The organism is Sphingopyxis sp., assembly GCF_036261875.1.
Classification (GTDB): Bacteria; Pseudomonadota; Alphaproteobacteria; order Sphingomonadales; family Sphingomonadaceae; genus Sphingopyxis.
The window spans coordinates 46,223-67,730 of record NZ_DATAJZ010000004.1; the positions used below are offsets into that span (position 1 = coordinate 46,223).

Sequence of the window (21,508 nt, forward strand, 5' to 3'; positions counted from 1 at the left end):
CGTGCGGCAAAAAGGGTCCAGCATCTTTGGCCAGCAAAGGCGGTTTTGGGGTGGGGAGGAGTCGTCGCCTCCTCTCCCCTTGAGGGAGAGGATAGCGCAGCTTGCTCCCCTGGGAGCTAGCGAAGCTTGGAGAGGGGTGCGACGCCGGCGGACGCAAAACCCCCTCTCAACTTCGGCTAGGCAGCAAGCTGCCAAGCCTCCGTATCTCTCCCTCAAGGGGAGAGAGTATGATCCTTACCTATGCCCGCTCCCGCTCGCTAGCTGCCTCCCGCTCCCGTGAAATCATTCCTCCCTTTTCCCACTTCGCCTTGACTCCGGCCCACCGCGCCCCAATGTCGCGCCAACCGAGATCCCCTCAACGAAAGGATGCCAAGATGACGATCCAGACCGGCGACAAGCTGCCCGAAGCGACCTTCGTGAAGGTCACCGACAACGGTCCCGAACAGGTGAGCGCCGCCGACTATTTCAAGGGCCGCAAGGTCGCGCTCTTCTCGGTCCCCGGCGCCTTCACCCCGACCTGCTCGGCCAAGCATCTGCCGGGCTTCGTCGACAAGGCCGGCGAGCTCAAGGCCAAGGGCGTCGACGAAATCGTCTGCACCGCGGTCAACGACGCCTTCGTGATGGGCGCCTGGGCGAAGAGCGCGAACGCGAACGACAGCGTCACCATGCTCGCCGACGGCAACGGCGCCTTCGCCGACGCGGTCGGGCTGACGATGGACGGCACCGCCTTCGGCATGGGCAAGCGCGGCCAGCGTTTCTCGATGATCGTCAACGACGGCGTCGTCGAACAGCTCAACGTCGAAGCTCCCGGCGAATTCCGCGTGTCGAGCGCGGACCATATGCTGGAGCAGCTGTAAGGGTAGATTCCCCTCCCTGCAAGGGAGGGGCTAGGGGTGGGTGCGAGCGAAGCGAGCGAAGGAAGAGCGCCGCCTTCGGCGGCCACCCACCCCCGCCCCCTCCCTTCCAGGGAGGGGAGAATTGCGCCGCCCCTTCCCTTTTGTCACAATTTCGTGCAACAGCGTCGCGATGACATCCAGATCATCGAACGACGAAAACACCACCGACCCCACCGCCCTTGTCGAGGGCATCATCGCCGAACTTCAGGACAAGTTCCGCGCGTCGGTTTCCAATCTCAAATCCGCCATTGCCGCCTATGTCCGCGACGGTACGCTACCCCCGGCCGATGCCGCGGCGACCGGCCTCTTCGACTATCCGGCGATCCGCCTCACCACCACCGGCGAGCAGCGCGAGGGGCAGAAGGGGCATAATCTCTCCTTCGGCCGCTTCGAACATGCCGGCGTGTTCGTCACCACCGTCACCCGCCCCGACCTGTTCGCCGATTATCTGCGCGATCAGCTCCTGCTGCTCGCGCGCCATTACGACATCACGCTCGAAGTGACGCGCACCGGGCAGCAGATCCCCTTCCCTTATGTGCTCGACGCAAGCGACGGATCCGACATGGGCGGAGTCACGCCGCTCGAACTCGCGCGCCATTTCCCGACCACCGAACTCGCCGACATCGGCGACGAACTGGCAGACGGACTGTTCGGCGCCGATCCCGCCAAGCCGCAGGCGCTCGCGCTGTTCGACGCGCTGCGCACCGATTTCAGCCTCGCGCGGCTGCGCCATTACACCGGCACCGCGCCCGAGCATTTCCAGCGCTACATATTGTTCACCAACTATCACCGCTATGTCGACGAATTCGTCGCCTGGGCGGCCTCGCAGGTCGGGCAGGGCCGCTATACCGCGCTCGCCGGCGCCGCGGGCCTCTATGTCGACCGGCCGGGCGTCAACGCCAGCGCGCTCGTCGCCGACAGCGCATGGCGGCGGCACCAGATGCCCGCCTATCACCTGATCGCCCCCGACGGCGCGGGCATCACACTCGTCAACATCGGCGTCGGCCCCGCCAACGCCAAGACGATCTGCGACCATCTCGCGGTCTTGCGGCCCGAGGCGTGGCTGATGATCGGCCATTGCGGCGGCCTCCGACCCAGCCAGCGGATCGGCGACTATGTCCTCGCCCACGCTTACCTGCGCGACGATCATATCCTCGACGCGGTGCTGCCCCCCGAAATTCCGATTCCCGCGATCGCCGAGGTCCAGCTCGCGCTCGCCAGCGCCGCCGAAGCGGTGTCGGGCGCCAGCGGCGCCGACCTCAAGAAACGGATGCGCACCGGCACCGTCGTCACCACCGACGACCGCAATTGGGAGTTGCGCTATACCGACAGCGCGCTGCGCTTCTCGCAATCGCGCGCGATCGGCATCGACATGGAGTCGGCGACGATCGCCGCGCAGGGCTATCGCTTCCGCGTCCCCTACGGCACCCTGCTCTGCGTGAGCGACAAGCCGCTTCACGGCGAACTCAAGCTGCCGGGACAGGCCAACCGCTTCTACGAGGAAGCGATCGCGGCGCACCTCCAGATCGGCATCCGCGCCTGCGAGACGATGCGCGACGAGGGCGCCAAGCTCCACAGCCGCAAGCTGCGCGCGTTCAACGAGCCGCCGTTCCGCTAAGCGTCGCACCAGTGAAGGGGCCCGGTAGGACTAGATTCGTTTAGTCCGTTCGTGTCAGTGACAGATCATCATATTCCGCCAATGGGAGAGGAACCCCGATGACGAACGCACCCCCTACCCTCTCACGCTCCATCGCCGGCCGCGTCGCGATCGTCACCGGCGCGGCGAGCGGCATGGGCCGTGCGACCGCGCTGCTCCTCGCCAGCGAAGGCGCGAAGGTCGCGGTCACCGATCTCGACCTCGCCGCCTCAGAAGCCGTCGCGGCCGAAGCGGGCGCGAGTGCCAAAGCCTTCGCGCTCGACGTCGCCGACGGCGAGGCGATCAAGCACACCGTCGCCGCCATCGCCGATCATTTCGGCGGCATCGACATCCTCATCAACAACGCCGGCGTATCGAGCTTCTGCCCACTCGACGCCGACGACGACTATGAGGCGATCTGGCACCGCGCGATCGCGGTGATGCTGACCGCGCACCAGCGCATGGTGCGCGCCGCGCTGCCGTGGCTCCGCCGCAGCGACGCCGCGCGCATCGTCAACATCGCCTCGACCGAAGGGCTCGGCGCAACGCCGGGCGACACCCCTTATGTGGCGGCCAAGACCGGCGTCACCGGACTGACACGCGGTCTTGCGGTCGACCTTGGCAAGGAGGGGATCACCGTCAACTGCATCTGCCCCGGCCCGATCCGCACCGGCATGACCGACAAGGTGCCCGAGGAGGACAAGGCCGTCTTCGCGAAACGCCGCACCGCGCTCCGCCGCTATGGCGAGCCCGAGGAGGTTGCGCATGTGACGCTCGGCCTCGTGCTTCCCGCCGCCAGCTATATCACCGGCGCGGTGATTCCCGTCGATGGCGGGCTAACCGCCCGTAATGCCTGAATTTACCGGATTGAGTCGCTGGTAAACCACGAACAGGGGCGCTTTTCCGCGCCCCCGCCCGATCCGACGAGTCGTGCAAGGCGCTCGACGATCCGCGCAACTCTGGGCCGTGCCGCGAGTATTCCTGTGCCAGAAGGGACCATGTCACACCGGTCCCGCTGATCCAACAGGAAGAGGAGTAGCATATGGGTGCGGTTTCCAGGGGTCCGAAAATCATCTTGCTGACCATGCTTGCGGGCGCCGCGACGGTCGGCTTCGCCGCGCAGGCGCAGGATGCGCCCGAGCGCGACGCCGTGATCGTCAACGGCGAGCCGATCCCCGACCCCACCACGATGGCCAAGGGACCCGAGATCGAAGGTATCATCTCGGCGCGTAGCGACGGCATGATGCAGGTCACGACCGCCGACGGCACCGACACCGCGATCGCCATCGGCGACAACACCAAGATCAAGGGCAGCGGCGGCTTTCTGGGCCTCAGCCGCAGCAAGCTCGCCGCGGACTCGCTGCTCAACGGCCTGCCCGTCTCGGTCGAGACCCTGCAGTGGAGCGGCGGCCTGCTCGCGAGCCAGGTCGAGCTCAAGAGCAAGGATCTGCGCACCGCGTCGATGATCCGCACCGGCACCAACCAGCGCTTTGCCGAACAGACGGCGGCGACCGAGGCGCTGCGCGGCCGCGTCGGCGATATCGACCAATATAATATCAAGGGCACGACCAACGTGAACTTCGACACCGGCAAGGCGGTGCTGTCGTCGCAGGCGAAGGCCGATCTCTGCGCCGCGGCGACGCAGGCCGAAGGGATGGACAACGCCCTGCTGCTCGTCATCGGCTACACCGATTCGCGGGGCAGCCAGGAACTGAACCAGGCGCTCAGCGAAAAGCGCGCCGCCGGCGTCGTCAATTATCTTCAGCAGGCGTGCGGCTGGAAACCCTATCGCATGTTGACCCCGACCGGGATGGCCGAAGCCGATCCGGCGGCGGACAACAGCACCCCCGAGGGCATGGCCCAGAACCGCCGCGTTGCGGTGAACATCATGGTCAGCAAGGCCGTCGACGGGATTTGAGATGACGCGGGGTGGGCTTTCGCTCACCCCGATATGCGGGCGCGCAACTTCAACCCGCCCCGCTCATCCTTTCGTCATCCCGGACTTGATCCGGGATCCACTCTCTCAGCGCTGCGGGAATGGATTCCGGATCAAGTCCGGGATGACGGATGGAAAACCTCCTCCGGCTCACGCGGGACCACGGTCAGACGTACATGCCCTCGCGCAGATTGATGCCGTGCTCGATCCAGACCTTGAGCGCGCAAAGCATCTGCGACCAGCCCTGGCAATTGCCATAGGAGGCGCCGAGCGCCCCCTGATTCTCGCGCCAACCCTCCTCGGCGATCTCGACGAGGGTGCGCCCGTCATCCAATCCCTTGAAGCTCATTGTCACGCGGGTGCGATAATCGGCGCCTTTCATCTCGCCGCCCTCGACATTCGGCGCCTCGCCTTCGTTCGCCTGCCATTCCAGCACGATCTTTTCGTCGGGCACGACCTCGATCACGTAGACCGGAAAGGCGCCGGGGAAGTCGTGGAAATCCCATTCCACCGTCGCGCCGGTTTCAAGCCGCCCTTTCGCGCCGCCGGTGGTGAAATAGTGCGACAGCTTCGCGGGGTCGGCGACCGCCTCGAACACCTCGTGCACGGGCTTCGCGATCCGCGCCGCGACTCGGAATTTCAGTTCCATGGGCAATCTCCGCTTGCTTTCCCTCCATTATGTTATAAATTCATAACATGTCAATTCACGAAGAATATGACCGCGTTTTCAAGGCCCTGTCGTCGCATATCCGCCGCCAGATCCTCGACGACCTCAAGGATCAGCCGCGGACCACGGGCACGCTGTGCGGCAACTTCGCGCATCTCGACCGCTGCACGGTGATGCAGCATCTGAAAGTGCTGGAGGATGCGGGGCTGGTGATCGCCGAACGCCGCGGCCGCGAGCGCTGGAACCACCTCAACGCCATGCCGATCCAGGACATCCACGACCGCTGGATCGGCCCCCACGCCGCGGCGGCCACCGCACGGCTGGCGCGGTTCAAGCAGGCGGTTGAGGCACGGTGAAGCTGGAGGTTACGGCGGGTTTCGACCGATTGCGGACGCCCGGCCTCTCCTAACTTTGTCATCCCCGCGAAAGCGGGGACCCAGAGCGTGCGTCGGCTAACCCCACACTGGGTTCCCGCTTTCGCGGGAATGACGAAGGTGGGGAATGTCTGCTCCCCACCCCAAAAGCGGACATTCGCGCTTACGCATGAAAAAGACCGGGAAGTCGCCTCCCCGGTCCTTGTTTCTTCGCCTCAACCGCACTCACCAGCCCGACGGATGCCCCTTGTTCTGCTCGTCGAGCCACTTCTTCAGCGGCGCGAAATAGTCGGCCATCGCGCGGCCCGACATCTCGCGGCTGCCGGTGAAGGCTTCGAGCGCGTCGGGCCACGGCTTCGACGCGCCCATTTCGAGCATCGCGTTGAGTTTCGCGCCGACCGCCTTGTTGCCATAGAAAGAGCAGCGATGGAGCGGACCCTTCCATCCCGCCTGCTTGCATGCCGCCTGATAGAATTGGAACTGCAGCACGCGTGCGAGGAAATAGCGCGTGTAGGGGGTGTTGCCCGGAATATGATATTTGGCGCCGGCGTCGAAGGCATTCGCCGGCCGCGCGGCCGGGGGCGTGATGCCCTGATATTGCAGGCGAAGGTCGGTCCACGCCTTGTTATAGTCGGCGGGCTTGATCGACCCGTCGAACACGCCCCAGCGCCAGCGGTCGACGAGCAGCCCGAACGGCAGGAAGGCGACCTTGTCCATCGCCTGCCGCAAGAGGAGGCCGATATCCTTGTCGGCGCTCGGCACCTTCGATTTGTCGAGCAGGCCGATATCGACCAGATATTGCGGGGTGATCGACAGCGCAACGAAATCGCCGATCGCCTCGTGGAAGCCGTCGTTCGCGCCGTTCAGATAGAGGAACGGCTGCTTGTTGTAGGCGCGCTGGTAATAATTATGGCCAAGCTCGTGGTGGATGGTGACGAAATCGTCGGCATTCACCTTGATGCACATCTTGATGCGGACGTCGTCCTTGTTGTCGACGTCCCACGCCGAGGCATGGCACACGACTTCGCGGTCGGCAGGCTTGAGGAACTGGCTGCGCTTCCAGAACGTCTCCGGCAGCGGTGCGAAGCCGAGCGAGGAATAGAAATTCTCGCCCGCCTTGACCATGTCGAGCGGCTTCTTGCCCTTTTCCTGGAGCAGGTCGCCGATGTCGTAGCCGAGGTCGCCGGTGCCGGCAGGCGCGACGAGCGGGTAGATATTGCCCCATTCCTGCGCCCACATATTGCCGAGCAGGTCGGCGCGGATCGGGCCGGTCTTGGGCTGCACCGCGTCGCCATATTTTTCGTTCAGTTTCCAGCGGACATAGGTGTGGAGCGCAACATAAAGCGGCTTCATGTCCTGCCAGATCTTCTCGGTGAGCTTCGCGAATTCCTCGGGTGGCATGTCGTAGCCCGAGCGCCACATCGCGCCGGTGTCGGCGAAGCCCAGCTCCTTCGCGCCTTCGTTCGCGATGCCGACCATCTTGGCATAATCGTCCTTCATCGGCGCGCCGACATTGTCGTGCCAGCTCGTCCACATTTCGGCATATTCGGCGGGCGTATGCTTCAGATTGCCCATTTCGGCCTCGATGTCGGAGCCCGAGATTTCCTTGCCGTCGAGCGTGCCGCGACCCTTGCCATATTGCGATTGCAGGTCGGTCGCGATCGTGTTGAGCTCGGCCGCGGCGCCCGGCGTCGTCGGCGCGGGCAGCACGATGCCGGTGCGCAGGATGTCGAGCTTGCGCTTCGTGTCGGCGCTGAGCCCCGCGACGTTCATGAACTTGGCGGCCTCAAGCGCATATTTGACCGACTTTTCGGTGCCGATTGCGTTGATCCGCGCCGCCATCGCGTCGGTATCGTCGGTGATATAGGTCGCGTTGACCCAGTTCACCTGGCTGCCCTCGACCGTATAGTCGAACAGATCCTTCTCGACCGCGGCGATGAAGGCGTCGGCGTCGGCTGCGGTCGGAGCCGCGGTGGACGCCGCGGCGGGGGCCGTCTGGGCAAGGGCGGGGGCCGCCACCGCGAGCGACAGGGCCAGCGACAGCGTGGAAATCATGGCTTTCATGGGGTGCGTCCTCTGATGTTTCATGCGCTCTCTGGCGCGATGGCGCGCAATCTGGACCGCGCGGCGGGCGGGGTCAAGCCGCGAGGAACGCCGCGATCGCCTCGCCCAGCTCGGGCCGGGTAACGCTCGACATATGGGTGCCGGGGATCGTGCTGAGCCGTGCATCGGGCAGCACCGCGACCAGCTCGTCGGCCGAACCATTGTCCTGATCCTGATCACCGCACACGACCAGAGTCGGCATCGTCAGCGCCGCCAGCATGTCGGGTGTCGTGTCGGTGAAGCTGTCCAGCAGCAGGCGCGCCGCGACGCGGTCGATCTTCATCGTCTTCATGAACTGGATCGACATCCATGTGTCGTCGCCGCGCTTCGCACTCTCATAGTCGGCGATGACGCGCTGGAAGAATTGTCCGCGCTTCGCCCAGCCCGCGAGTCCCGCGAGCCCCATGCCGCCGAGGATCAGCCGCCGCGGCCGCATCCCCGCGACCACCGCACGCACGCTGGTCCGCGCGCCGAGCGAAAAACCACCGAGGTCGAAATCGGCGAGACCCAAATGCGCGACCAGATCCTCAAGATCCCGCACCAGCACATCGGGCGGATAATATTCGGGCTCGTGCGGTGCGTCGCTCGATCCATGGATGCGCAGATCGGGCATGATGACGCGGTAGCCCGCCTCGGCGACGCGCGCGGCGGTGCCGAACTTGATCCAGTTAACCTCGGCGTTCGAGAACAGGCCGTGAAGAAGCAGGATCGGCGCCCCTTCGCCCATTTCGCGCCACGCCAGCCGCACCCCGTCGCGCGCGTCGAAAAATTGCGGTTCGATGGTCATGGGCAGCCTTTATCCGCGGAGGCGGGGCAAGGGCAAGATGGGGGGATTTCGCGCAGAAGGCGCAGAGATTTCAAAACCGGTTGTGTCCCCGCGAAGGCGGGGACCCATCTCCGGTCGGTTCAAAATGGCACCGGCCGGAGATGGACCCCCGCCTTCGCGGGGGAACAGGGTAGTTTATTTTCCCCTGCGCACCCTATCGCGCCCGCAGCCCCTTCTGCTCCATCCGCCATTTTGCCATCTCGATGCGATCCTGCCCGAAGAAGGGTTCGCCGTCGAAGACCAGGGTCGGCACGCCCCAATGCCCAGCGATCTCGAGCGCGAGCTGGTTCGCGGCGATTTCGGTGTCGAGCGACTCGGCATCCTGAACCGCCTCGGCGTCGAGCTCGGCAAGGTCGAGCCCCGCGCGCTTGGCGGCGCCGGCCAGATGATCGCCGAGATGCCAGTCCTGCGCGCCGCCCCAGATGAGCTGCGCCACCTCGTGGCAGAAGGCGAGGCTCTTGCCGCGCCGCGATGCCGCCTGGCCGAGGCGGGTCAGGCGATAGATATAGGGCTGTTCCGTCGCGATCGCGCGCGTCGTCACATTCTGGACGATCGGGTCCGGGCGCGGCGGGCCGAAGGGAATGCCGTGGAACTGCGCGACGCGGATCATGTCGCGCATCGTATAGCTCAGCCAGTTCGGGTGATTGCGCTCGAAGAAATCGGGCTGGCGGATCGCGAGCGGATAGACCGGGCGCAGATCGATCGTCAGATCGTGGCTCGCCGCGAGCGCGCGGTAGCGGCCGATCGCCAGATAGGAATAGGGCGAGCGAAAGGACCAGAAAAGGTCGGCGGTCAGGGTCATGGCACGCATAGTGCCGAAAATAACGGGCGACGCAAGCACCCCTGTCGGGAGATTTTACACCATATCAGATGTTTCGCAGATGCAGCAAAGTTGCGATTGAATATAATAGCATCTGCTACTATATCCGCCGCCATGAACGAGACAATCGGCTTTCTGCTGAACGACAGCGCGCGGCTGTATCGCCGCGCCTTCAACGCGCGCACGAAAGCCAGCGGGATCACCGCGCTGCAATGGCGGCTGATCACCTATCTCAAGCGGCATGAGGGAATCCGGCAGGGACCGCTCGCCGAACTGATCGAGGTCGAGCCGATCACCCTGTCGCGGATGCTCGACCGGCTTGCCGAGGCCGGGCTGGTCGAGCGTCGCGCCGATCCGACCGACCGCCGCGCCTGGCGGCTTCACCTGACCGCGCGCGCCGCCGACCTGCTCCACTCGGTCCGCCGCACCGCCGAAATACTGAACGACGAAGCCACCGAAGGCCTGACTCCTGCCGAACGCGAACAGCTCGCCGCGCTCGTCGAGCGGGTGCGCGCCAATCTCTCCCGCCGCGAATGCCTGAAAGAAGCCCTGTAATGGACCAGCTCTCCCCTTCCCGCACCAAGGCCGAGGACGCGCGGCCGAAGACGCTGCCCAAGGCTGACCCGGTGCCGGCGGCGGCAGCTCCCGCGGCCGAAGCCGAGACGGAGGAGAAGGCGTCGTGGCGCACCCGCGCGCTGATGTTCGGCGTGCCGCTGCTGCTCGCGGTCGCGGGCGGGGCCTGGTGGCTGACCAGCGGCGGGTCGGTGTCGACCGACAATGCCTATGTCCAGATGGACAAGGTGTCGGTCGCGGCCGAGGTCGGCGGGCTGATCACCGAGGTCGCGGTGCGCGAGGGGCAGGAGGTCGAGAAGGGCCAGCTCCTCTTCCGCATCGACGGCCATCCCTATGCGCTGACCGTCGCGCAGGCGAGCGCCGCGATCGACGCGGCCAAGGTCGACGTCGGCAATCTCTCGGCGAGCCTCGCCTCGACCAGCGTCGACATCAAGGCGGCGCAGGAAGCGGTCGGCTTCGCCGAATCGAATTTCGCGCGGCAGGCGGCGCTGATGGAAAAGGGCTTCACCACCAAGGCCGCCTATGACGCGTCGAAGCACGCGGTCGAACAGGCGCGCGCCAGCCTCGGCCAGGCACGCGCCGACGCGGCCGAAGCGCGCGCCAAGCTCGCGACCGGCGCCGGCGGCGTCAATCCGCAGGTCGAGGCGGCGAAGGTCCAGCGCGCGCAGGCCGAGGTCAATCTGGGGCGCACCGAAGTGCGCGCGCCGAGCGCCGGCCGCGTCGCCGAATCGGACCGCCTCCAGCTCGGCCAGATGATGGTCGCGGGGCTGCCCGCGGTGACGCTGGTCGACACCGCGCATCCGTGGGTCGACGCCAATTTCAAGGAAACCGACCTCGCCCATATGTGCGCGGGGCAGCGCGCCGAAATGCGCTTCGACGCCTATCCGGGGCTGGTCGTGCGCGGCCATGTCCAGACGATCGGCGCGGGCACGGGCAGCGAATTTTCGGTGCTGCCGGCGCAGAATGCGACCGGCAACTGGGTCAAGGTGACGCAGCGCGTTCCCGTCCGCATCGCCTTCGACGAGGTCGCTAAGCGCCCGATGATCGCGGGCCTGTCGACCGAGGTGAAGGTGATCACGTCGGACGGCTGCAAATAGGCCCAGCCGATGGCCAGCCGCGCCCTTCCCCGCCGCCGCGCCGCGCCCGCGGCGACGGTCGTCCATGCCGACCGCCCGCTCTATGAGCAGGTGCGCTATCGCGGCCTGCTGACGATCGCGGTGATGGGCGCGTCGGTGATGCAGATCCTCGACACGACGATCGCCAACGTCGCCATCCCGCACATGCAGTCGAGCCTCGGCGCGACGAGCGAGACGGTGAACTGGGTGCTGACCAGCTATATCATCGCCTCGGCGGTCGCGATGCCGATCACCGGCTGGCTCGCCGACAAGGTCGGGCGGCGGGCGCTGTTCCTCGGCGCGGTGATCGGCTTCATCATCGCCTCGATGGCGTGCGGCGCAGCGCAGAATCTGGAGGAGATGGTGATCTTCCGCTTCCTCCAGGGGATCAGCGCCGCCTTCATCGGCCCCCTGTCGCAATCGGTGATGCTCGACATCAACCCGCCCGAGCGCCACGCGCGCGCGATGTCGATCTGGGGCATGGGGATCATGGTCGGGCCGATCCTCGGCCCGATCATCGGCGGCTGGCTGACCGAATCGGCCAATTGGCGCTGGGTCTTCTACGTCAACCTGCCGGTCGGCGCGGCGACCTTCGCGCTGATGTGGGCGCTGCTCCCCGCGACGGGGCGCAAGCAACGCAAGTTCGACCTGTTCGGCTTCTCGATGCTCGCGCTCGGCCTTGCCTCGCTCCAGCTCATGCTCGACCGCGGCGCGCAGAAGGACTGGTTCGACAGCCTCGAAATCTGGATCGAGACCGGAGTCTCGGTCTCGTGCCTGTGGATGTTCGTCATCCACCTGTTCACCGCGCGCAACACGATGTTCGACCGCCGGATGCTCGCCGACCGCAACCTCGCCACCGCGCTCGGCTTCATGGTCGTGATCGGCATCGTCATGTTCTCGTCGATGGCGCTGCTGCCGCCGATGCTCCAGCGCCTGTTCGACTGGCCGGTGATCGACACCGGCTGGGTGCTCGCGGTGCGCGGCATCGGCATCTTGCTCAGCATGTCGGTCGCCGGGCGGTTGATCGGCAAGGTCGACGCCCGCTGGCTGGTCGGCAGCGGCCTGTTGATCGCCGCTTACTCGCTGTGGCAGATGAGCCACTGGGCGCTGATGATGGGCGCATGGCCGGTGATCGTCAGCGGCCTGGTCCAGGGGCTCGGCATGGGGCTGGTGTTCATCCCGCTCAACACCATGGCCTTCGCGACGCTCGGTCCCACCTGGCGCACCGACGGCGCGAGCCTGCTCAACCTGTTCCGCAGCGTCGGCGCCTCGGTCGGCATCTCGGTCGTCACGACGCTGCTCGGCAGCAACACGCAGACCAGCCACGAGGATCTGGCCGCCCACATCACCAGCGGTTCGATGCCGATGATCGACCCGTCGACCTCCGACCGGCTGGGTCAGCTCGGCGGCAGCGTGATGGCGATGGTCAATGCCGAGATCAACAAGCAGGCGGCGATGATTGCCTATATCGACAATTTCTGGGCGATGATGTGGGTGACGCTCGCCTCGGTCCCGCTCGTCATCCTGCTGCGGCCGCCAAAGCCCGGCGGACCGACGGCGTCGGCCGCCGACATGGGACATTAGAGCCGACAGTCCTGAACGGGGTGAGAAGCGGATATTTCCCCTCTTGAGGGATACGGCCGTCACCCATCCTCACCTCGCCCATCGCAGCGCCCGGCACAGCTCGGCGGCACCGCCCGAGGCATAAGGAAGCCCGTGCGCCATCACCACGCGCTCGCAGGGCCAGGCGAGGATCGCCGCCACCGCCGCACGCACCGCGCGCCGTTTCGGCCAGAAGGTCAGGCGCAGGTCGATCGGCGCCTTGCCGTCGGGATGCGCCGCGCCCGACCACCGCACGAGCCAGCGATAGACGGGATTGACGACGCGCTGCGGCTCGAAATTCTCGATCAGGTCAGTCAGGATCGCGGTGCCCGACGCACGGTGGAAGAAGACCGCTTCGCTCACCGCCGTGCCGGGAACGAGCACCACGTCGATCTCCTCGCGCGGCCACGGCGCGCCGGCACCGTCGAGCACCACGTCGGTACGAAAGGTCCGCTTCGCCTTTTCGGCGAGCCCCGGCACCGCGGCGGTCTTCGCTTGCGGATAGCGTTGCTGCCAATCGGCGACGAACCAGTAATGAAGGCTGTTGGGGGCGACGAGCCACGCAACCTCGCCCAGCCCATCGACCGCGTCGAACAGCGCGGCGTCCGGCGCGACCGGCGAATGGACCCACAGGCGCCCGTCGCCCAGCCGCACCAGCGTCATCCGCGTCGGAAAGGGGATCGAGGCGGGGCCATAATCCATGCGGATTTCCGGCCCGTCGACGATCCAGATATTCTCGCCGAAGGACTTGGGAACATTGAGCGGCGCATAGGGGCGAAAGCCGGCCATTGTCTTTCCTACCACCCCGGCTAGCCGGGTTCAAACACTCCCCGGCTGGAGTAGGGAGGCAGTTCGACTACACTCCTCGTCACCCCGGACTTGATCCGGGGTGACGAAGACAGAAAAATCGCACCCAGTTCCACAAATCAGGTCATCATCCCGACCGGAAACCGCCCCCCCGCCGCGCCATCGCCAGTTCCATGAAGCGTGCCGGATCGGGCGTCTCGTCGAAAGCCGGCACGCCCTCGCGGATCGCGACCCAATCGCGTTTCCGCCGCACCCAGATATGCACGAACGGGTCGAGCTCCGACGGGTCGTCGAGGGTACCGTCGCGCACGATCGCCATGCCCGGCCGTTCGCTGTTGACGTTATAGATGCGGCCGAAACAATCGGGACAGAAGCTGTGCGTCGATACGCCGCCCGCGGGGCGCGGCATCGCGCGCTCGACGCGCCGCCCCTCGCTCGACAGGCTGGCCTCCATCACGATCAGCTGATCGGCAAAGGCGCTGCCGGTCGATTTCTGGCAATCGAGACAGTGACAGCAATAGTTGAGCAGCGGCCCGTCCTGGACGAAGCGATAGCGAAGCTGGCCGCAGCGGCAGCCGCCGATGATCTCGCGCGTCATGTCACTTTTCTCCTCCGTCCGGCGACGGCCGGCAGCATGACGACCGCGCCGAGCGCGGCGATCGCCATATCCTTTTGCGCGTCCCACATATCGCCCTGCTGCCCATTATAGCGATCGGCGGTCACGCCCGCCGCGACGATCGTCAGTAGCCATTCGAAAATCTCGTAAAGGCAGGAAATGGCGAGCACCCAGCCGAGCACGGCAACTACCGCACCGCGCGGCCCCAGGCCGCCCCAGCGTCGCGCGATTTCGGCAACGGGGATCGCCGACAGCGCCCCAAAACCGAAATGGACGAGCCGGTCATAATGGTTGCGCGTCCAGCCGAAACTTTCGGACAGCGTCGCGCCGGTGAGCGCGCGCGCCCAATCGTCATAGGGGACGTTGCTATAGGCATAGCGCCCGCCGAGCGTATGCAACGCAAGAAAGGCGACGATGCAGGCCAGCGCCGGGGTCGATAGCGGCCAGCGGCGCAGCAGCCACGGCGAAGCGATCAGCAGCAGCGCCGTCGGAATATGCTGCAACAGCGCCACCTCGGGATAGGGCTGCGCGATCTGGACGGCGAGCAGCAGCGCGAGAAGCAGGCCGAGCAACCAGCGCTGCGGCCGGGGCAGCGACGCGATCACCAGCGCAGCGACATGCAGCTCAGCCCCGCGTCGATGCGCGCGATCTGGTCGGTCGCCATCGGCCGGATGGCGATTCCGCGCGCGGACAGCAAAGCGTGGGTGGCGGACCAGCGCGCGCCGACGAGGACCGTGTCGCCGATGCGCAGCAGATTGGCGGCCGCCTCTTCGCCCGCCGGGGTCTCGACGACCGTCAGCCCGGCAAACTGCGGACAGTCCGCGAGCGCGGGGACGGCGAGGATCGTGGTTTCGTCGATCAGCCCGCAGCCGGTCTTGAAATGGAGTACACCGGGCGGGGTCTCGGCGATCTCCGCTCGATGCCCGAATTGTCCGAGCAGCGCCGCCAGTTCCTCGGCGCCCGCGCGGTCGGTGCGCGCGGACAGGCCGATGATCACGCGATCGGCGAGACGCAGCACATCGCCGCCGTCGGCATGGCCCGGCCCCGTCATTGCGAGCAGACGCGCGTGGCGCGCGGCGAGCGCTGCGCGGATATGCTCGACCTCGCCCGCGCGGGCCCCCGCGCCGGGGCGCAGCAGGATCGCGCCTTCAGGAAAGGTCAACGCGACATCCTCGGTGAACAGCGCGTCGGGGAAAGCGTCGAGCGGCGGCAGCACATTGACCGCGAGGCCGAGATTGCGCAGCGCCGCGACATAGGCGGCATGTTCGGCGGCGAGGCCGGCGAAATCGGGATCGGGCCCGTCCCCGGCGCGCAGGCCCTTGACCGCCGATGGGGCGGGGGCGCGGCAGAGGGCGTGGGTGAAGGCGAAGGGACTGGTCATGCACTCCCTTATCCGTTCGCATCGAGCGAAGTCGAGATGCCGTGAGGGCAAACACCAACGATGGGTGTCTCGACTTCGCTCGACACGAACGGGATTTGGAGAGTCGCTTTACCCCTTCTTGAGGTGCCGGCGGCCGAGCAGTTCGGCGATCTGCACCGCGTTCAGCGCCGCGCCCTTGCGGAGGTTGTCGCTGACGCACCAGAGGTTGAGGCCGTTGTCGACGGTCGGATCGTCGCGGACGCGGCTGACGAAGGTCGCGAAATCGCCGACCGCTTCGACCGGAGTGATATAGCCCCCGTCCTCGCGCTTGTCGTGGAGCATGACGCCCGGCGCCTCGCGCAGGATGCGCTGCGCTTCCTCGGCGGGCAATTCGTCCTCCAGCTCGATGTTGATCGCTTCGGAGTGACCGACGAAGACCGGGACGCGGACGCAGGTCGCGGTGACCTTGATCTTCGGGTCGAGGATCTTCTTGGTCTCGACGACCATCTTCCATTCCTCCTTGGTCGAGCCGTCGTCGAGGAATTTGTCGATGTGCGGAATGACGTTGAAGGCGATCTGCTTGGTGAACTTGGTCACGTCCTTCTCGTCGCCGACGAAGATCTGGCGCGTCTGGTTCCAGAGCTCGTCCATGCCCGCCTTGCCGGCGCCCGACACCGACTGATAGGTCGAGACGACGACGCGCTTGATCGTCGCGGCGTCGTGCAGCGGCTTCAGCGCGACGACCATCTGCGCGGTCGAGCAGTTCGGGTTGGCGATGATGTTCTTCGCCGTATAGCCATCGATCGCGTCGGGGTTCACCTCGGGCACGATCAGCGGCACGTCGGGGTCCATGCGATAGAGCGAGCTATTGTCGATCACGACGCAGCCCGCCGCCGCGGCCTTGGGCGCGTGGATCGCAGTCGCGTCGCTGCCGATCGCGAAGATCGCCATGTCCCAGCCCGACCAGTCGAAATTCTCGATATTCTGGCATTTGACGGTCTTGCCGGTATCGCCGATCTCGACCTCGTCGCCCTGGCTGCGCGACGATGCGACCGCCGCCAGTTCGTCGTAGGGAAATTCGCGCTCGGCGAGAATGGCGAGCACTTCGCGCCCGACATTGCCCGTGGCCCCGGCGACAACGATACGATAACCCATTCACTTACTCCTTACGCGCAAGAATTCGGTTGAAACGATAGTCAGACTTTCCAGCGGAAATGGCCGGTCAGCGGATGCGCGAACAACGCATCCTCCTCACGTGTGCCGCCGCCGATATTGTGGATAACCAGCGGGACGCCGATCGTATTCTTCCGGTCCGAAACGATGCCGGTATGCGGCAGGCGCCCGCCGACCCGCTGGGTGAAGATGTCGCCCGGCCGCCAGTCGGCGGGCTTGTCACTCACCGGAACCGCCGCCTTCTGCCGCCGCCAGAAGGTCGCCAGGTTGGGAACACGGCGGTGGTCGATATTGCGGTCGGGGCGGCCGAGCCCCCAGTTTTTCGGATAGGCGCCGAAATTGGCGCGCATGTCGGCGTTTACAAGGGCTTGGAGATCGAGCGCCAGCGCGTCGCGAAAGGCGCGGATCACCACGTCGGTGCAGACGCCCTTGACGCGGTCGACGTCGCCGTTCGGGAAGGGCAGCACGGTATAGGCGGGATCATAGCGCAGCGTGACGCCGATCTGCCTGCGCGCAGCAGCAACCAGCCGTTGCGCGTTGGTCGCGGCCATCGCCTGCCCCGCGAAGCCGAGCGCCCCAAAGCACAGCCCCGCGCCGAGGAAGGCGCGCCGTGTCGGCTGAAAGGGAACGGACGGCTGGATCAATTTCGCTTTGCCCAAATGAAAACGACCGGCTCTGCCTGTTGGCGGAACCGGTCGTTTTTGAAAGCTGTTTCGGCTTTGTGAAGGAGAAGCTCTCCTTAGCCTTCGCCGGCTTCCGACCGGTATTCGCGGCGCTCCGCAATACGTGCCGATTTACCAGTGCGCCCGCGCAGATAGTAAAGCTTCGCACGACGGACAGCGCCCTTGCGGACGACGGTAATCGAATCGATGTTGGGCGAATAGAGCGGGAAGACGCGCTCGACACCTTCGCCGAACGACATTTTGCGCACGGTGAAGTTGGAGCCCATGCCCTTGTTCGAGCGCGCGATGCACACGCCTTCGAAATTCTGGACGCGGGTGCGTTCGCCTTCGACCACCTTCACGCCGACTTTCAGCGTGTCGCCGGGACGGAAGGTCGGAATGGTCTTGCCGGCCTTGGCGATTTCTTCGGCTTCGATCGTCTGGATGAGGTTCATGGCCTCGGTTCCTTCTTCTTCTGCCGCGCGCCAGAGGCAGGTCGGTCCCGAGCGCCCTCATGACGCTCCCAAAGGTCCGGCCTGCGTAACCGTGTATCGATCTCGGCCTGTTGTTTCCGCCAGGCGGCGATCTTCGCATGATCCCCCGATCGCAGCACTTCGGGGATCGTGCGCCCTTCCCATGTGACGGGCCGGGTATAGTGCGGATATTCGAGCAGACCGTTCTCGAACGATTCGTCGTCACCGCTGGATGGCGCGCCCATTACGCCGGGAAGCAGCCGAATGCAAGCGTCGAGCAGCAACAGCGCCCCCATCTCGCCCCCCGACAGGATGATGTCGCCCATCGACACCTGCTCGACGGCGCGCGCCTCGAAAATCCGCTCGTCGAATCCCTCGAACCGTCCGCAAAGGATGATCGCCCCCGGACCCGCCGCCAGCGCGCGTACACGCGCCTGTGTGATCGGCGCCCCACGCGGCGTCATCGCCAGCACCGGCAGCCCCGGATGCGCGGCGACCGCATGGTCGATCGCGGCGCCGAGGACATCGGCCTTGAGCACCATCCCCGCGCCACCGCCCGCGGGCGTATCGTCGACGGTGCGGTGCTTGTCGGTGGCGAAATCGCGGATCTGCACCGGATCGCACGACCACACTCCCGCCTCGAGCGCGCGCCCCGCCATGCTGTGCCCCAGCGGACCGGGGAACATGTCGGGATAGAGGGTCAGCGGGACGGCGGTGAAGGTCAAGGCAGCGTCCAATTCTCGACTTTCAGCCCCGGCACGTCGGCGAAATCGGCTTCGTTGTTGGTGACAAGGGTGAGACCAAGCGACAGCGCGTGCGCCGCGATCAGCCGGTCGAAGACCGCCCGTTTATGCGGCAAGGTGCCATAGATCCTTGCGGCAGCCTCGTCGAACGGGACGGCCGGAACATTTTCTAGAAAGACGCTAAGGTCGGAGGCATCGAGCGCACTGGCGCCATAACCCACCGCGATTTCGGCCAGATTGATCGCCGAGCAGCAAAGCGTACCTGCATCCTGCTGGCTCACCCGGTCGAGAAGTTCTGGTGAAGCGGCAGTTAGCAAGTAGATGCAGATATTGCTGTCGAGCAGAAAGCGAAATTCACTCATCGGGTTTCAGCTTTTTGCCTTCCCAATCGAGCTGGCGCTCCTCAAAATCACGACGGTCCGGGACCTTGAGCCAAGGCGCCTTCCCCGCAAAGCCGCTGACGTCGATCTTCGCCTTGGGTTTGTCGGCGGGTTCGAAGCGGAATTCGCCGCGTTCCTCGCGGACGATCATCTCGGTTCCTTCCTCGATGCCCAGCGCCTTGGGCAGGCGCAACGCAAGCGAATTGCCCGATTTGAACACTTTGGCGCGATATTCCTTGGTCATGGCAGGCTCCGTATATACATCATGTATATACAGGCCCGATCCAAATCAAGACAGCGGCGCCCATAGCGGCTCGGGGACGCGCTGCCGGTCCATTTCCATCTCCTCGTGCAGCCATTCGCGAAAGCGCTCGATCTTGCGGACGCCGACGCGGCCTTCGGGATGGACGAGGAAATTGGCAGTACCGGGGCAGTAAAGCGTCTCGAACGGGCGCACGAGGCGGCCGCTGTCGAGTTCGGCGCGCCAGAACAGCGGGGTCATCAGCGCGATACCAAAGCCGCCCTGCGCCGCGATCGCTTCCTGAAGCTGGCTGTCGAGTTCGATGCCCTGCCGCCGCGCTGGCGGCGTGCCGATGCCCGCTTCGGCGAACCAGCCGGCCCACCAGGGATCGTTCGGCGCGAGCCGCTCGACGTGCAGCAGGTCGGCGGGCTTTTCGATCCGGTTCGCATCGCGAAAGGCGGGCGAGCAGATCGGCGTCACATGGCTGCGAAAGAGGAAGTCGTCGCGCAGCCCCGGCCGGTGCCCGGTCCCGGTGCGGATCGCGACGTCGACATTCGCCGCATCGAAGTCGACGAGTTCGTTCGACATCAAAAGCCGCACCGCAAGGTCGGGGTAGCGGAGCTGGAAGCGCCCGATCCGCGCGCTGAGCCACGTACCGCCGAAGGTGATCGCGGCGCTGATCGTCAGCACTTCGGCATCGTCGCTGCTGAGCGCGGCGAAGGCGTCGTTCATCGCGGCGAAAGCTCCGCTTATTGCCGGAAGCAGCCGCTGCCCCGTCTCGGACAGCCGCACCCGTCCCTTTTCACGCACGAAGAGCGCACGGCCGAGCCGCGCCTCGAGCTGCCGTATCTGATAGCTGACCGCGGCCTGCGTCATGCCGAGCTCTTCGGCCGCGCGCGAAAAATTCTGCAAACGCGCAGCCGCCTCGAAGGCACGAACGGCGGCGAGGGGCGGCAGTCTGGACATGGATCATATATAAGCTCTGCTTATATCATTCTGCAAAGCTTTTGTTGGCGCCGTGAACGCGCCGGGCGCATTGAACGGGCATATCGAAGACAGGAGACAAGCGATGATGGAAGAGCATTTCATGCGCGGCTGGACGCACGGTCATGACCGCCTGAGCGCCGATATCGACCGCGGGTTCCGATGGCTGCGCCGCACGGCCCGCCAGTTCGTCGAAACGGTCGCCCCCAGCCATGCGTCGGGCGAGGACGTCTATTTCGTGGCGCCCGTCCCCAGCACGACAAAGCGGGCCGTTCCGGTTCGCGCGGCCCGTCGCCGCTGAGCCGCGCCCGCACCTGCCGTTCCCGCCCGATAGTCCCTCGTCGGCGCCGGGGACGGCAGGCTTTATTCGACGAAAGCCGCGTTCACCGTCACGCCGTCGGCGTCCCACGCGGGCACCGCTTGCGCGCTCATCGGCACCATGAAGCGCTTGCCGTCGGGCTTCTCGATTTCGAGGATGTCGCCGGCGCCGAAATTCTCGACCGCCGCGACATGGCCGATCGCCGCGCCGCCGGTCGACACGCACGGCAGGCCGATCAGGTCGTGATGATAATATTCGCCCGGCCCGAGCGGCGGCAATGCCGAGCGCGGGACGGTCAGGATCGTGCCGCGCAGCGCCTCGGCGGCGCTGCGGTCGACGATCTCGGCGAAACTGGCGACCGCGCCCTGGTTCGCCGGGCGCACCGATGTCAGGGTCAGCTTGCGGCCGCCCGCATCGAATAGGGAAAAGGCGCGGAGAGCCTCCGCGCCTTCACCGAACAGCTTGAGCCGCACCTCACCCCGCACCCCATGCGCGCCGGCAATGGCGGCGAGGGTGACGGGGCGTGTCGCGTCGGCCAAGGCTTAGCCTTCGGCCTTTTCTTCGCCGGCTTCTTCAGCGGCGGCTTCGGTCGCGGCTTCTTCGGCCGGGGCTTCTTCGGCCACCGGGCCGCCTTCGGCGACTTCCTCGGCGATCGCGGTCGCGTCTTCGGCGGTCGCGTCGGCGGGAACTTCTTCGGCGACGGCTTCGGCCACCGCTTCGGCGGTCTCTTCGCTCTTCACCGAGCCGGTCGCATCCGATTCAGCGGCTTCGGGAGCGGCAGCTTCTTCAACCTCAGGTTCCGGGGCCGGAGCCGCAGCGGCTTCCTTCGCGGCTTCCTCGGCTTCGGCCAGCTTGGTCGCCTTTTCCTCGGCGCGTTCCTTGGCCTTCTCGCCCGGGACGCCCTTGTTGGGGTTGTTGCGCGCGGCGCGTTCCTTGATGCCCGCGGCGTCGAGGAAGCGGGCGACGCGGTCGCTCGGCTGGGCGCCGACGCTCAGCCAGTGCGCAGCGCGCTCGGCGTCGAGCTTGACGCGCTCGGGATTATCCTTGGCGAGCAGCGGGTTGTAGCTGCCGATGCGCTCGATGAAGCGACCGTCGCGCGGGCTGCGCGAATCGGCGACGACGATCTTGTAATAGGGGCGCTTCTTGGAGCCGCCGCGCGAAAGGCGAATGGAGGTAGCCATGATATTTTCCTTCTGAGTCTA

General features: G+C 66.0%; 25 protein-coding genes and 1 pseudogene. 9 read left to right on the top strand and 17 right to left on the bottom strand.

Annotation, left to right across the window (positions count from 1 at the left end; translation table 11 throughout):
• The first annotated feature begins 374 nt into the window (after positions 1-374).
• From VHO04_RS00830 to VHO04_RS00845, 4 genes are all read left to right on the top strand, one after another.
• Positions 375-857 carry a peroxiredoxin gene (locus VHO04_RS00830; protein WP_329626583.1) on the top strand — a complete coding sequence of 161 codons (483 nt, stop codon included), beginning with the start codon at positions 375-377 and terminating at the stop codon, positions 855-857.
• Positions 858-1,026: 169 nt separating this feature from the next.
• Positions 1,027-2,514 carry an AMP nucleosidase gene (locus VHO04_RS00835; RefSeq protein WP_329626584.1) on the top strand — a complete coding sequence of 496 codons (1,488 nt, stop codon included), beginning with the start codon at positions 1,027-1,029 and terminating at the stop codon, positions 2,512-2,514.
• 98 nt (positions 2,515-2,612) lie between these two features.
• On the top strand, positions 2,613-3,389 hold the full coding sequence (locus tag VHO04_RS00840; RefSeq protein WP_329626585.1) for an SDR family NAD(P)-dependent oxidoreductase: 777 nt from the start codon (positions 2,613-2,615) through the stop codon (positions 3,387-3,389).
• Between the two features lie 185 nt (positions 3,390-3,574).
• Entirely contained in the window at positions 3,575-4,450 is an 876-nt protein-coding gene (locus tag VHO04_RS00845; protein WP_329626586.1) for an OmpA family protein, read from the top strand.
• 184 nt (positions 4,451-4,634) lie between these two features.
• On the opposite strand, the gene VHO04_RS00850 is transcribed toward VHO04_RS00845, so the two are convergent.
• Positions 4,635-5,117: an SRPBCC family protein gene (locus VHO04_RS00850; RefSeq protein ID WP_329626587.1), complete on the bottom strand. Its 483-nt coding sequence runs from the start codon at positions 5,115-5,117 to the stop codon at positions 4,635-4,637.
• A 47-nt stretch (positions 5,118-5,164) separates the two neighbouring features.
• Here VHO04_RS00850 and VHO04_RS00855 point away from each other — a divergent pair, with 47 nt between their 5' ends.
• Complete coding sequence (locus VHO04_RS00855) at positions 5,165-5,491, top strand: ArsR/SmtB family transcription factor (RefSeq protein WP_329626588.1); 327 nt, start codon at positions 5,165-5,167, stop codon at positions 5,489-5,491.
• A 243-nt stretch (positions 5,492-5,734) separates the two neighbouring features.
• Here the strand turns inward: VHO04_RS00855 and VHO04_RS00860 are convergent, their stop codons facing one another.
• The 3 genes from VHO04_RS00860 to VHO04_RS00870 all read right to left on the bottom strand — a co-directional run bounded on the left by VHO04_RS00860 (position 5,735) and on the right by VHO04_RS00870 (position 9,240).
• The gene (locus tag VHO04_RS00860; protein ID WP_329626589.1) at positions 5,735-7,573 is read right to left on the bottom strand and encodes a M2 family metallopeptidase; all 1,839 of its coding nucleotides are present in this window, start codon (positions 7,571-7,573) and stop codon (positions 5,735-5,737) included.
• Between the two features lie 73 nt (positions 7,574-7,646).
• On the bottom strand, positions 7,647-8,399 hold the full coding sequence (locus tag VHO04_RS00865; protein ID WP_329626590.1) for an alpha/beta fold hydrolase: 753 nt from the start codon (positions 8,397-8,399) through the stop codon (positions 7,647-7,649).
• A gap of 193 nt (positions 8,400-8,592) precedes the next feature.
• Positions 8,593-9,240 carry a 2-hydroxychromene-2-carboxylate isomerase gene (locus VHO04_RS00870; protein ID WP_329626591.1) on the bottom strand — a complete coding sequence of 216 codons (648 nt, stop codon included), beginning with the start codon at positions 9,238-9,240 and terminating at the stop codon, positions 8,593-8,595.
• A 132-nt stretch (positions 9,241-9,372) separates the two neighbouring features.
• On the opposite strand from VHO04_RS00870, the gene VHO04_RS00875 reads away from it, so the two are divergent.
• Genes VHO04_RS00875 through VHO04_RS00885 form a run of 3 tightly spaced genes read left to right on the top strand, consistent with a single transcriptional unit; the run spans position 9,373 to position 12,530 of the window.
• Positions 9,373-9,813 carry a MarR family transcriptional regulator gene (locus VHO04_RS00875; protein WP_329626592.1) on the top strand — a complete coding sequence of 147 codons (441 nt, stop codon included), beginning with the start codon at positions 9,373-9,375 and terminating at the stop codon, positions 9,811-9,813.
• Complete coding sequence (locus VHO04_RS00880; protein ID WP_329626593.1) at positions 9,813-10,928, top strand: HlyD family secretion protein; 1,116 nt, start codon at positions 9,813-9,815, stop codon at positions 10,926-10,928. Before VHO04_RS00875 ends, VHO04_RS00880 begins: the two co-directional genes overlap by 1 nt.
• A 9-nt stretch (positions 10,929-10,937) precedes the next feature.
• Complete coding sequence (locus tag VHO04_RS00885; RefSeq protein ID WP_329626594.1) at positions 10,938-12,530, top strand: DHA2 family efflux MFS transporter permease subunit; 1,593 nt, start codon at positions 10,938-10,940, stop codon at positions 12,528-12,530.
• Between the two features lie 69 nt (positions 12,531-12,599).
• Here the strand turns inward: VHO04_RS00885 and VHO04_RS00890 are convergent, their stop codons facing one another.
• From VHO04_RS00890 to VHO04_RS00940, 11 genes are all read right to left on the bottom strand, one after another.
• Entirely contained in the window at positions 12,600-13,337 is a 738-nt protein-coding gene (locus VHO04_RS00890) for a DUF4336 domain-containing protein (RefSeq protein WP_329626595.1), read from the bottom strand.
• Positions 13,338-13,482: 145 nt separating this feature from the next.
• Positions 13,483-13,953: a GFA family protein gene (locus VHO04_RS00895; RefSeq protein ID WP_329626596.1), complete on the bottom strand. Its 471-nt coding sequence runs from the start codon at positions 13,951-13,953 to the stop codon at positions 13,483-13,485.
• Entirely contained in the window at positions 13,950-14,576 is a 627-nt protein-coding gene (locus VHO04_RS00900; protein ID WP_329626597.1) for a DUF2238 domain-containing protein, read from the bottom strand. Before VHO04_RS00900 ends, VHO04_RS00895 begins: the two co-directional genes overlap by 4 nt.
• Entirely contained in the window at positions 14,573-15,352 is a 780-nt protein-coding gene (locus VHO04_RS00905) for an arginine deiminase family protein (protein ID WP_329626598.1), read from the bottom strand. Before VHO04_RS00905 ends, VHO04_RS00900 begins: the two co-directional genes overlap by 4 nt.
• Positions 15,353-15,460: 108 nt before the next feature.
• On the bottom strand, positions 15,461-16,486 hold the full coding sequence (locus VHO04_RS00910; RefSeq protein ID WP_329626599.1) for an aspartate-semialdehyde dehydrogenase: 1,026 nt from the start codon (positions 16,484-16,486) through the stop codon (positions 15,461-15,463).
• Positions 16,487-16,527: 41 nt separating this feature from the next.
• The gene (locus VHO04_RS00915; RefSeq protein WP_329626600.1) at positions 16,528-17,148 is read right to left on the bottom strand and encodes a DUF1287 domain-containing protein; all 621 of its coding nucleotides are present in this window, start codon (positions 17,146-17,148) and stop codon (positions 16,528-16,530) included.
• 95 nt (positions 17,149-17,243) lie between these two features.
• The gene (gene rplS, locus VHO04_RS00920) at positions 17,244-17,621 is read right to left on the bottom strand and encodes a 50S ribosomal protein L19 (RefSeq protein ID WP_329626601.1); all 378 of its coding nucleotides are present in this window, start codon (positions 17,619-17,621) and stop codon (positions 17,244-17,246) included.
• Positions 17,618-18,364 (bottom strand): tRNA (guanosine(37)-N1)-methyltransferase TrmD, encoded by a 747-nt coding sequence (gene trmD, locus VHO04_RS00925; protein WP_329626602.1) that lies wholly within the window; start codon positions 18,362-18,364, stop codon positions 17,618-17,620. The genes rplS and trmD overlap by 4 nt, the downstream gene beginning before the upstream one ends.
• A complete protein-coding gene (locus VHO04_RS00930; RefSeq protein WP_329626603.1) occupies positions 18,361-18,744 on the bottom strand; it encodes a type II toxin-antitoxin system VapC family toxin in 384 nt (127 codons plus the stop codon). The genes trmD and VHO04_RS00930 overlap by 4 nt, the downstream gene beginning before the upstream one ends.
• Complete coding sequence (locus VHO04_RS00935; RefSeq protein WP_329626604.1) at positions 18,737-19,006, bottom strand: AbrB/MazE/SpoVT family DNA-binding domain-containing protein; 270 nt, start codon at positions 19,004-19,006, stop codon at positions 18,737-18,739. Before VHO04_RS00935 ends, VHO04_RS00930 begins: the two co-directional genes overlap by 8 nt.
• A 45-nt stretch (positions 19,007-19,051) precedes the next feature.
• Positions 19,052-19,969 (bottom strand): LysR substrate-binding domain-containing protein, encoded by a 918-nt coding sequence (locus VHO04_RS00940; RefSeq protein ID WP_329626605.1) that lies wholly within the window; start codon positions 19,967-19,969, stop codon positions 19,052-19,054.
• Between the two features lie 52 nt (positions 19,970-20,021).
• Here VHO04_RS00940 and VHO04_RS00945 point away from each other — a divergent pair, with 52 nt between their 5' ends.
• The gene (locus VHO04_RS00945) at positions 20,022-20,288 is read left to right on the top strand and encodes a hypothetical protein (protein ID WP_329626606.1); all 267 of its coding nucleotides are present in this window, start codon (positions 20,022-20,024) and stop codon (positions 20,286-20,288) included.
• 62 nt (positions 20,289-20,350) lie between these two features.
• On the opposite strand, the gene rimM is transcribed toward VHO04_RS00945, so the two are convergent.
• Positions 20,351-20,845 (bottom strand): ribosome maturation factor RimM, encoded by a 495-nt coding sequence (rimM, locus tag VHO04_RS00950; protein WP_329626607.1) that lies wholly within the window; start codon positions 20,843-20,845, stop codon positions 20,351-20,353.
• Between the two features lie 126 nt (positions 20,846-20,971).
• Positions 20,972-21,487: pseudogene (rpsP, locus tag VHO04_RS00955) on the bottom strand (30S ribosomal protein S16); the annotation flags it as partial.
• Positions 21,488-21,508 lie beyond the last annotated feature (21 nt).

What these genes read in the sequence shown, in the direction of transcription:
- VHO04_RS00865 (WP_329626590.1), bottom strand. Translation starts at nt 8,399, where the DNA reads ATGACCATCGAACCGCAATTTTTCGACGCGCGCGACGGGGTGCGGCTG.
- VHO04_RS00855 (WP_329626588.1), top strand. Translation starts at nt 5,165, where the DNA reads ATGTCAATTCACGAAGAATATGACCGCGTTTTCAAGGCCCTGTCGTCG.
- VHO04_RS00905 (WP_329626598.1), bottom strand. Translation starts at nt 15,352, where the DNA reads ATGACCAGTCCCTTCGCCTTCACCCACGCCCTCTGCCGCGCCCCCGCC.
- rplS (WP_329626601.1), bottom strand. Translation starts at nt 17,621, where the DNA reads ATGAACCTCATCCAGACGATCGAAGCCGAAGAAATCGCCAAGGCCGGC.
- VHO04_RS00885 (WP_329626594.1), top strand. Translation starts at nt 10,938, where the DNA reads ATGGCCAGCCGCGCCCTTCCCCGCCGCCGCGCCGCGCCCGCGGCGACG.
- VHO04_RS00935 (WP_329626604.1), bottom strand. Translation starts at nt 19,006, where the DNA reads ATGACCAAGGAATATCGCGCCAAAGTGTTCAAATCGGGCAATTCGCTT.
- VHO04_RS00895 (WP_329626596.1), bottom strand. Translation starts at nt 13,953, where the DNA reads ATGACGCGCGAGATCATCGGCGGCTGCCGCTGCGGCCAGCTTCGCTAT.
- VHO04_RS00830 (WP_329626583.1), top strand. Translation starts at nt 375, where the DNA reads ATGACGATCCAGACCGGCGACAAGCTGCCCGAAGCGACCTTCGTGAAG.
- VHO04_RS00840 (WP_329626585.1), top strand. Translation starts at nt 2,613, where the DNA reads ATGACGAACGCACCCCCTACCCTCTCACGCTCCATCGCCGGCCGCGTC.
- VHO04_RS00940 (WP_329626605.1), bottom strand. Translation starts at nt 19,969, where the DNA reads ATGTCCAGACTGCCGCCCCTCGCCGCCGTTCGTGCCTTCGAGGCGGCT.
- VHO04_RS00835 (WP_329626584.1), top strand. Translation starts at nt 1,027, where the DNA reads ATGACATCCAGATCATCGAACGACGAAAACACCACCGACCCCACCGCC.
- VHO04_RS00910 (WP_329626599.1), bottom strand. Translation starts at nt 16,486, where the DNA reads ATGGGTTATCGTATCGTTGTCGCCGGGGCCACGGGCAATGTCGGGCGC.
- VHO04_RS00880 (WP_329626593.1), top strand. Translation starts at nt 9,813, where the DNA reads ATGGACCAGCTCTCCCCTTCCCGCACCAAGGCCGAGGACGCGCGGCCG.
- VHO04_RS00860 (WP_329626589.1), bottom strand. Translation starts at nt 7,573, where the DNA reads ATGAAAGCCATGATTTCCACGCTGTCGCTGGCCCTGTCGCTCGCGGTG.
- VHO04_RS00850 (WP_329626587.1), bottom strand. Translation starts at nt 5,117, where the DNA reads ATGGAACTGAAATTCCGAGTCGCGGCGCGGATCGCGAAGCCCGTGCAC.
- VHO04_RS00930 (WP_329626603.1), bottom strand. Translation starts at nt 18,744, where the DNA reads ATGAGTGAATTTCGCTTTCTGCTCGACAGCAATATCTGCATCTACTTG.
- VHO04_RS00845 (WP_329626586.1), top strand. Translation starts at nt 3,575, where the DNA reads ATGGGTGCGGTTTCCAGGGGTCCGAAAATCATCTTGCTGACCATGCTT.
- VHO04_RS00870 (WP_329626591.1), bottom strand. Translation starts at nt 9,240, where the DNA reads ATGACCCTGACCGCCGACCTTTTCTGGTCCTTTCGCTCGCCCTATTCC.
- VHO04_RS00875 (WP_329626592.1), top strand. Translation starts at nt 9,373, where the DNA reads ATGAACGAGACAATCGGCTTTCTGCTGAACGACAGCGCGCGGCTGTAT.
- VHO04_RS00890 (WP_329626595.1), bottom strand. Translation starts at nt 13,337, where the DNA reads ATGGCCGGCTTTCGCCCCTATGCGCCGCTCAATGTTCCCAAGTCCTTC.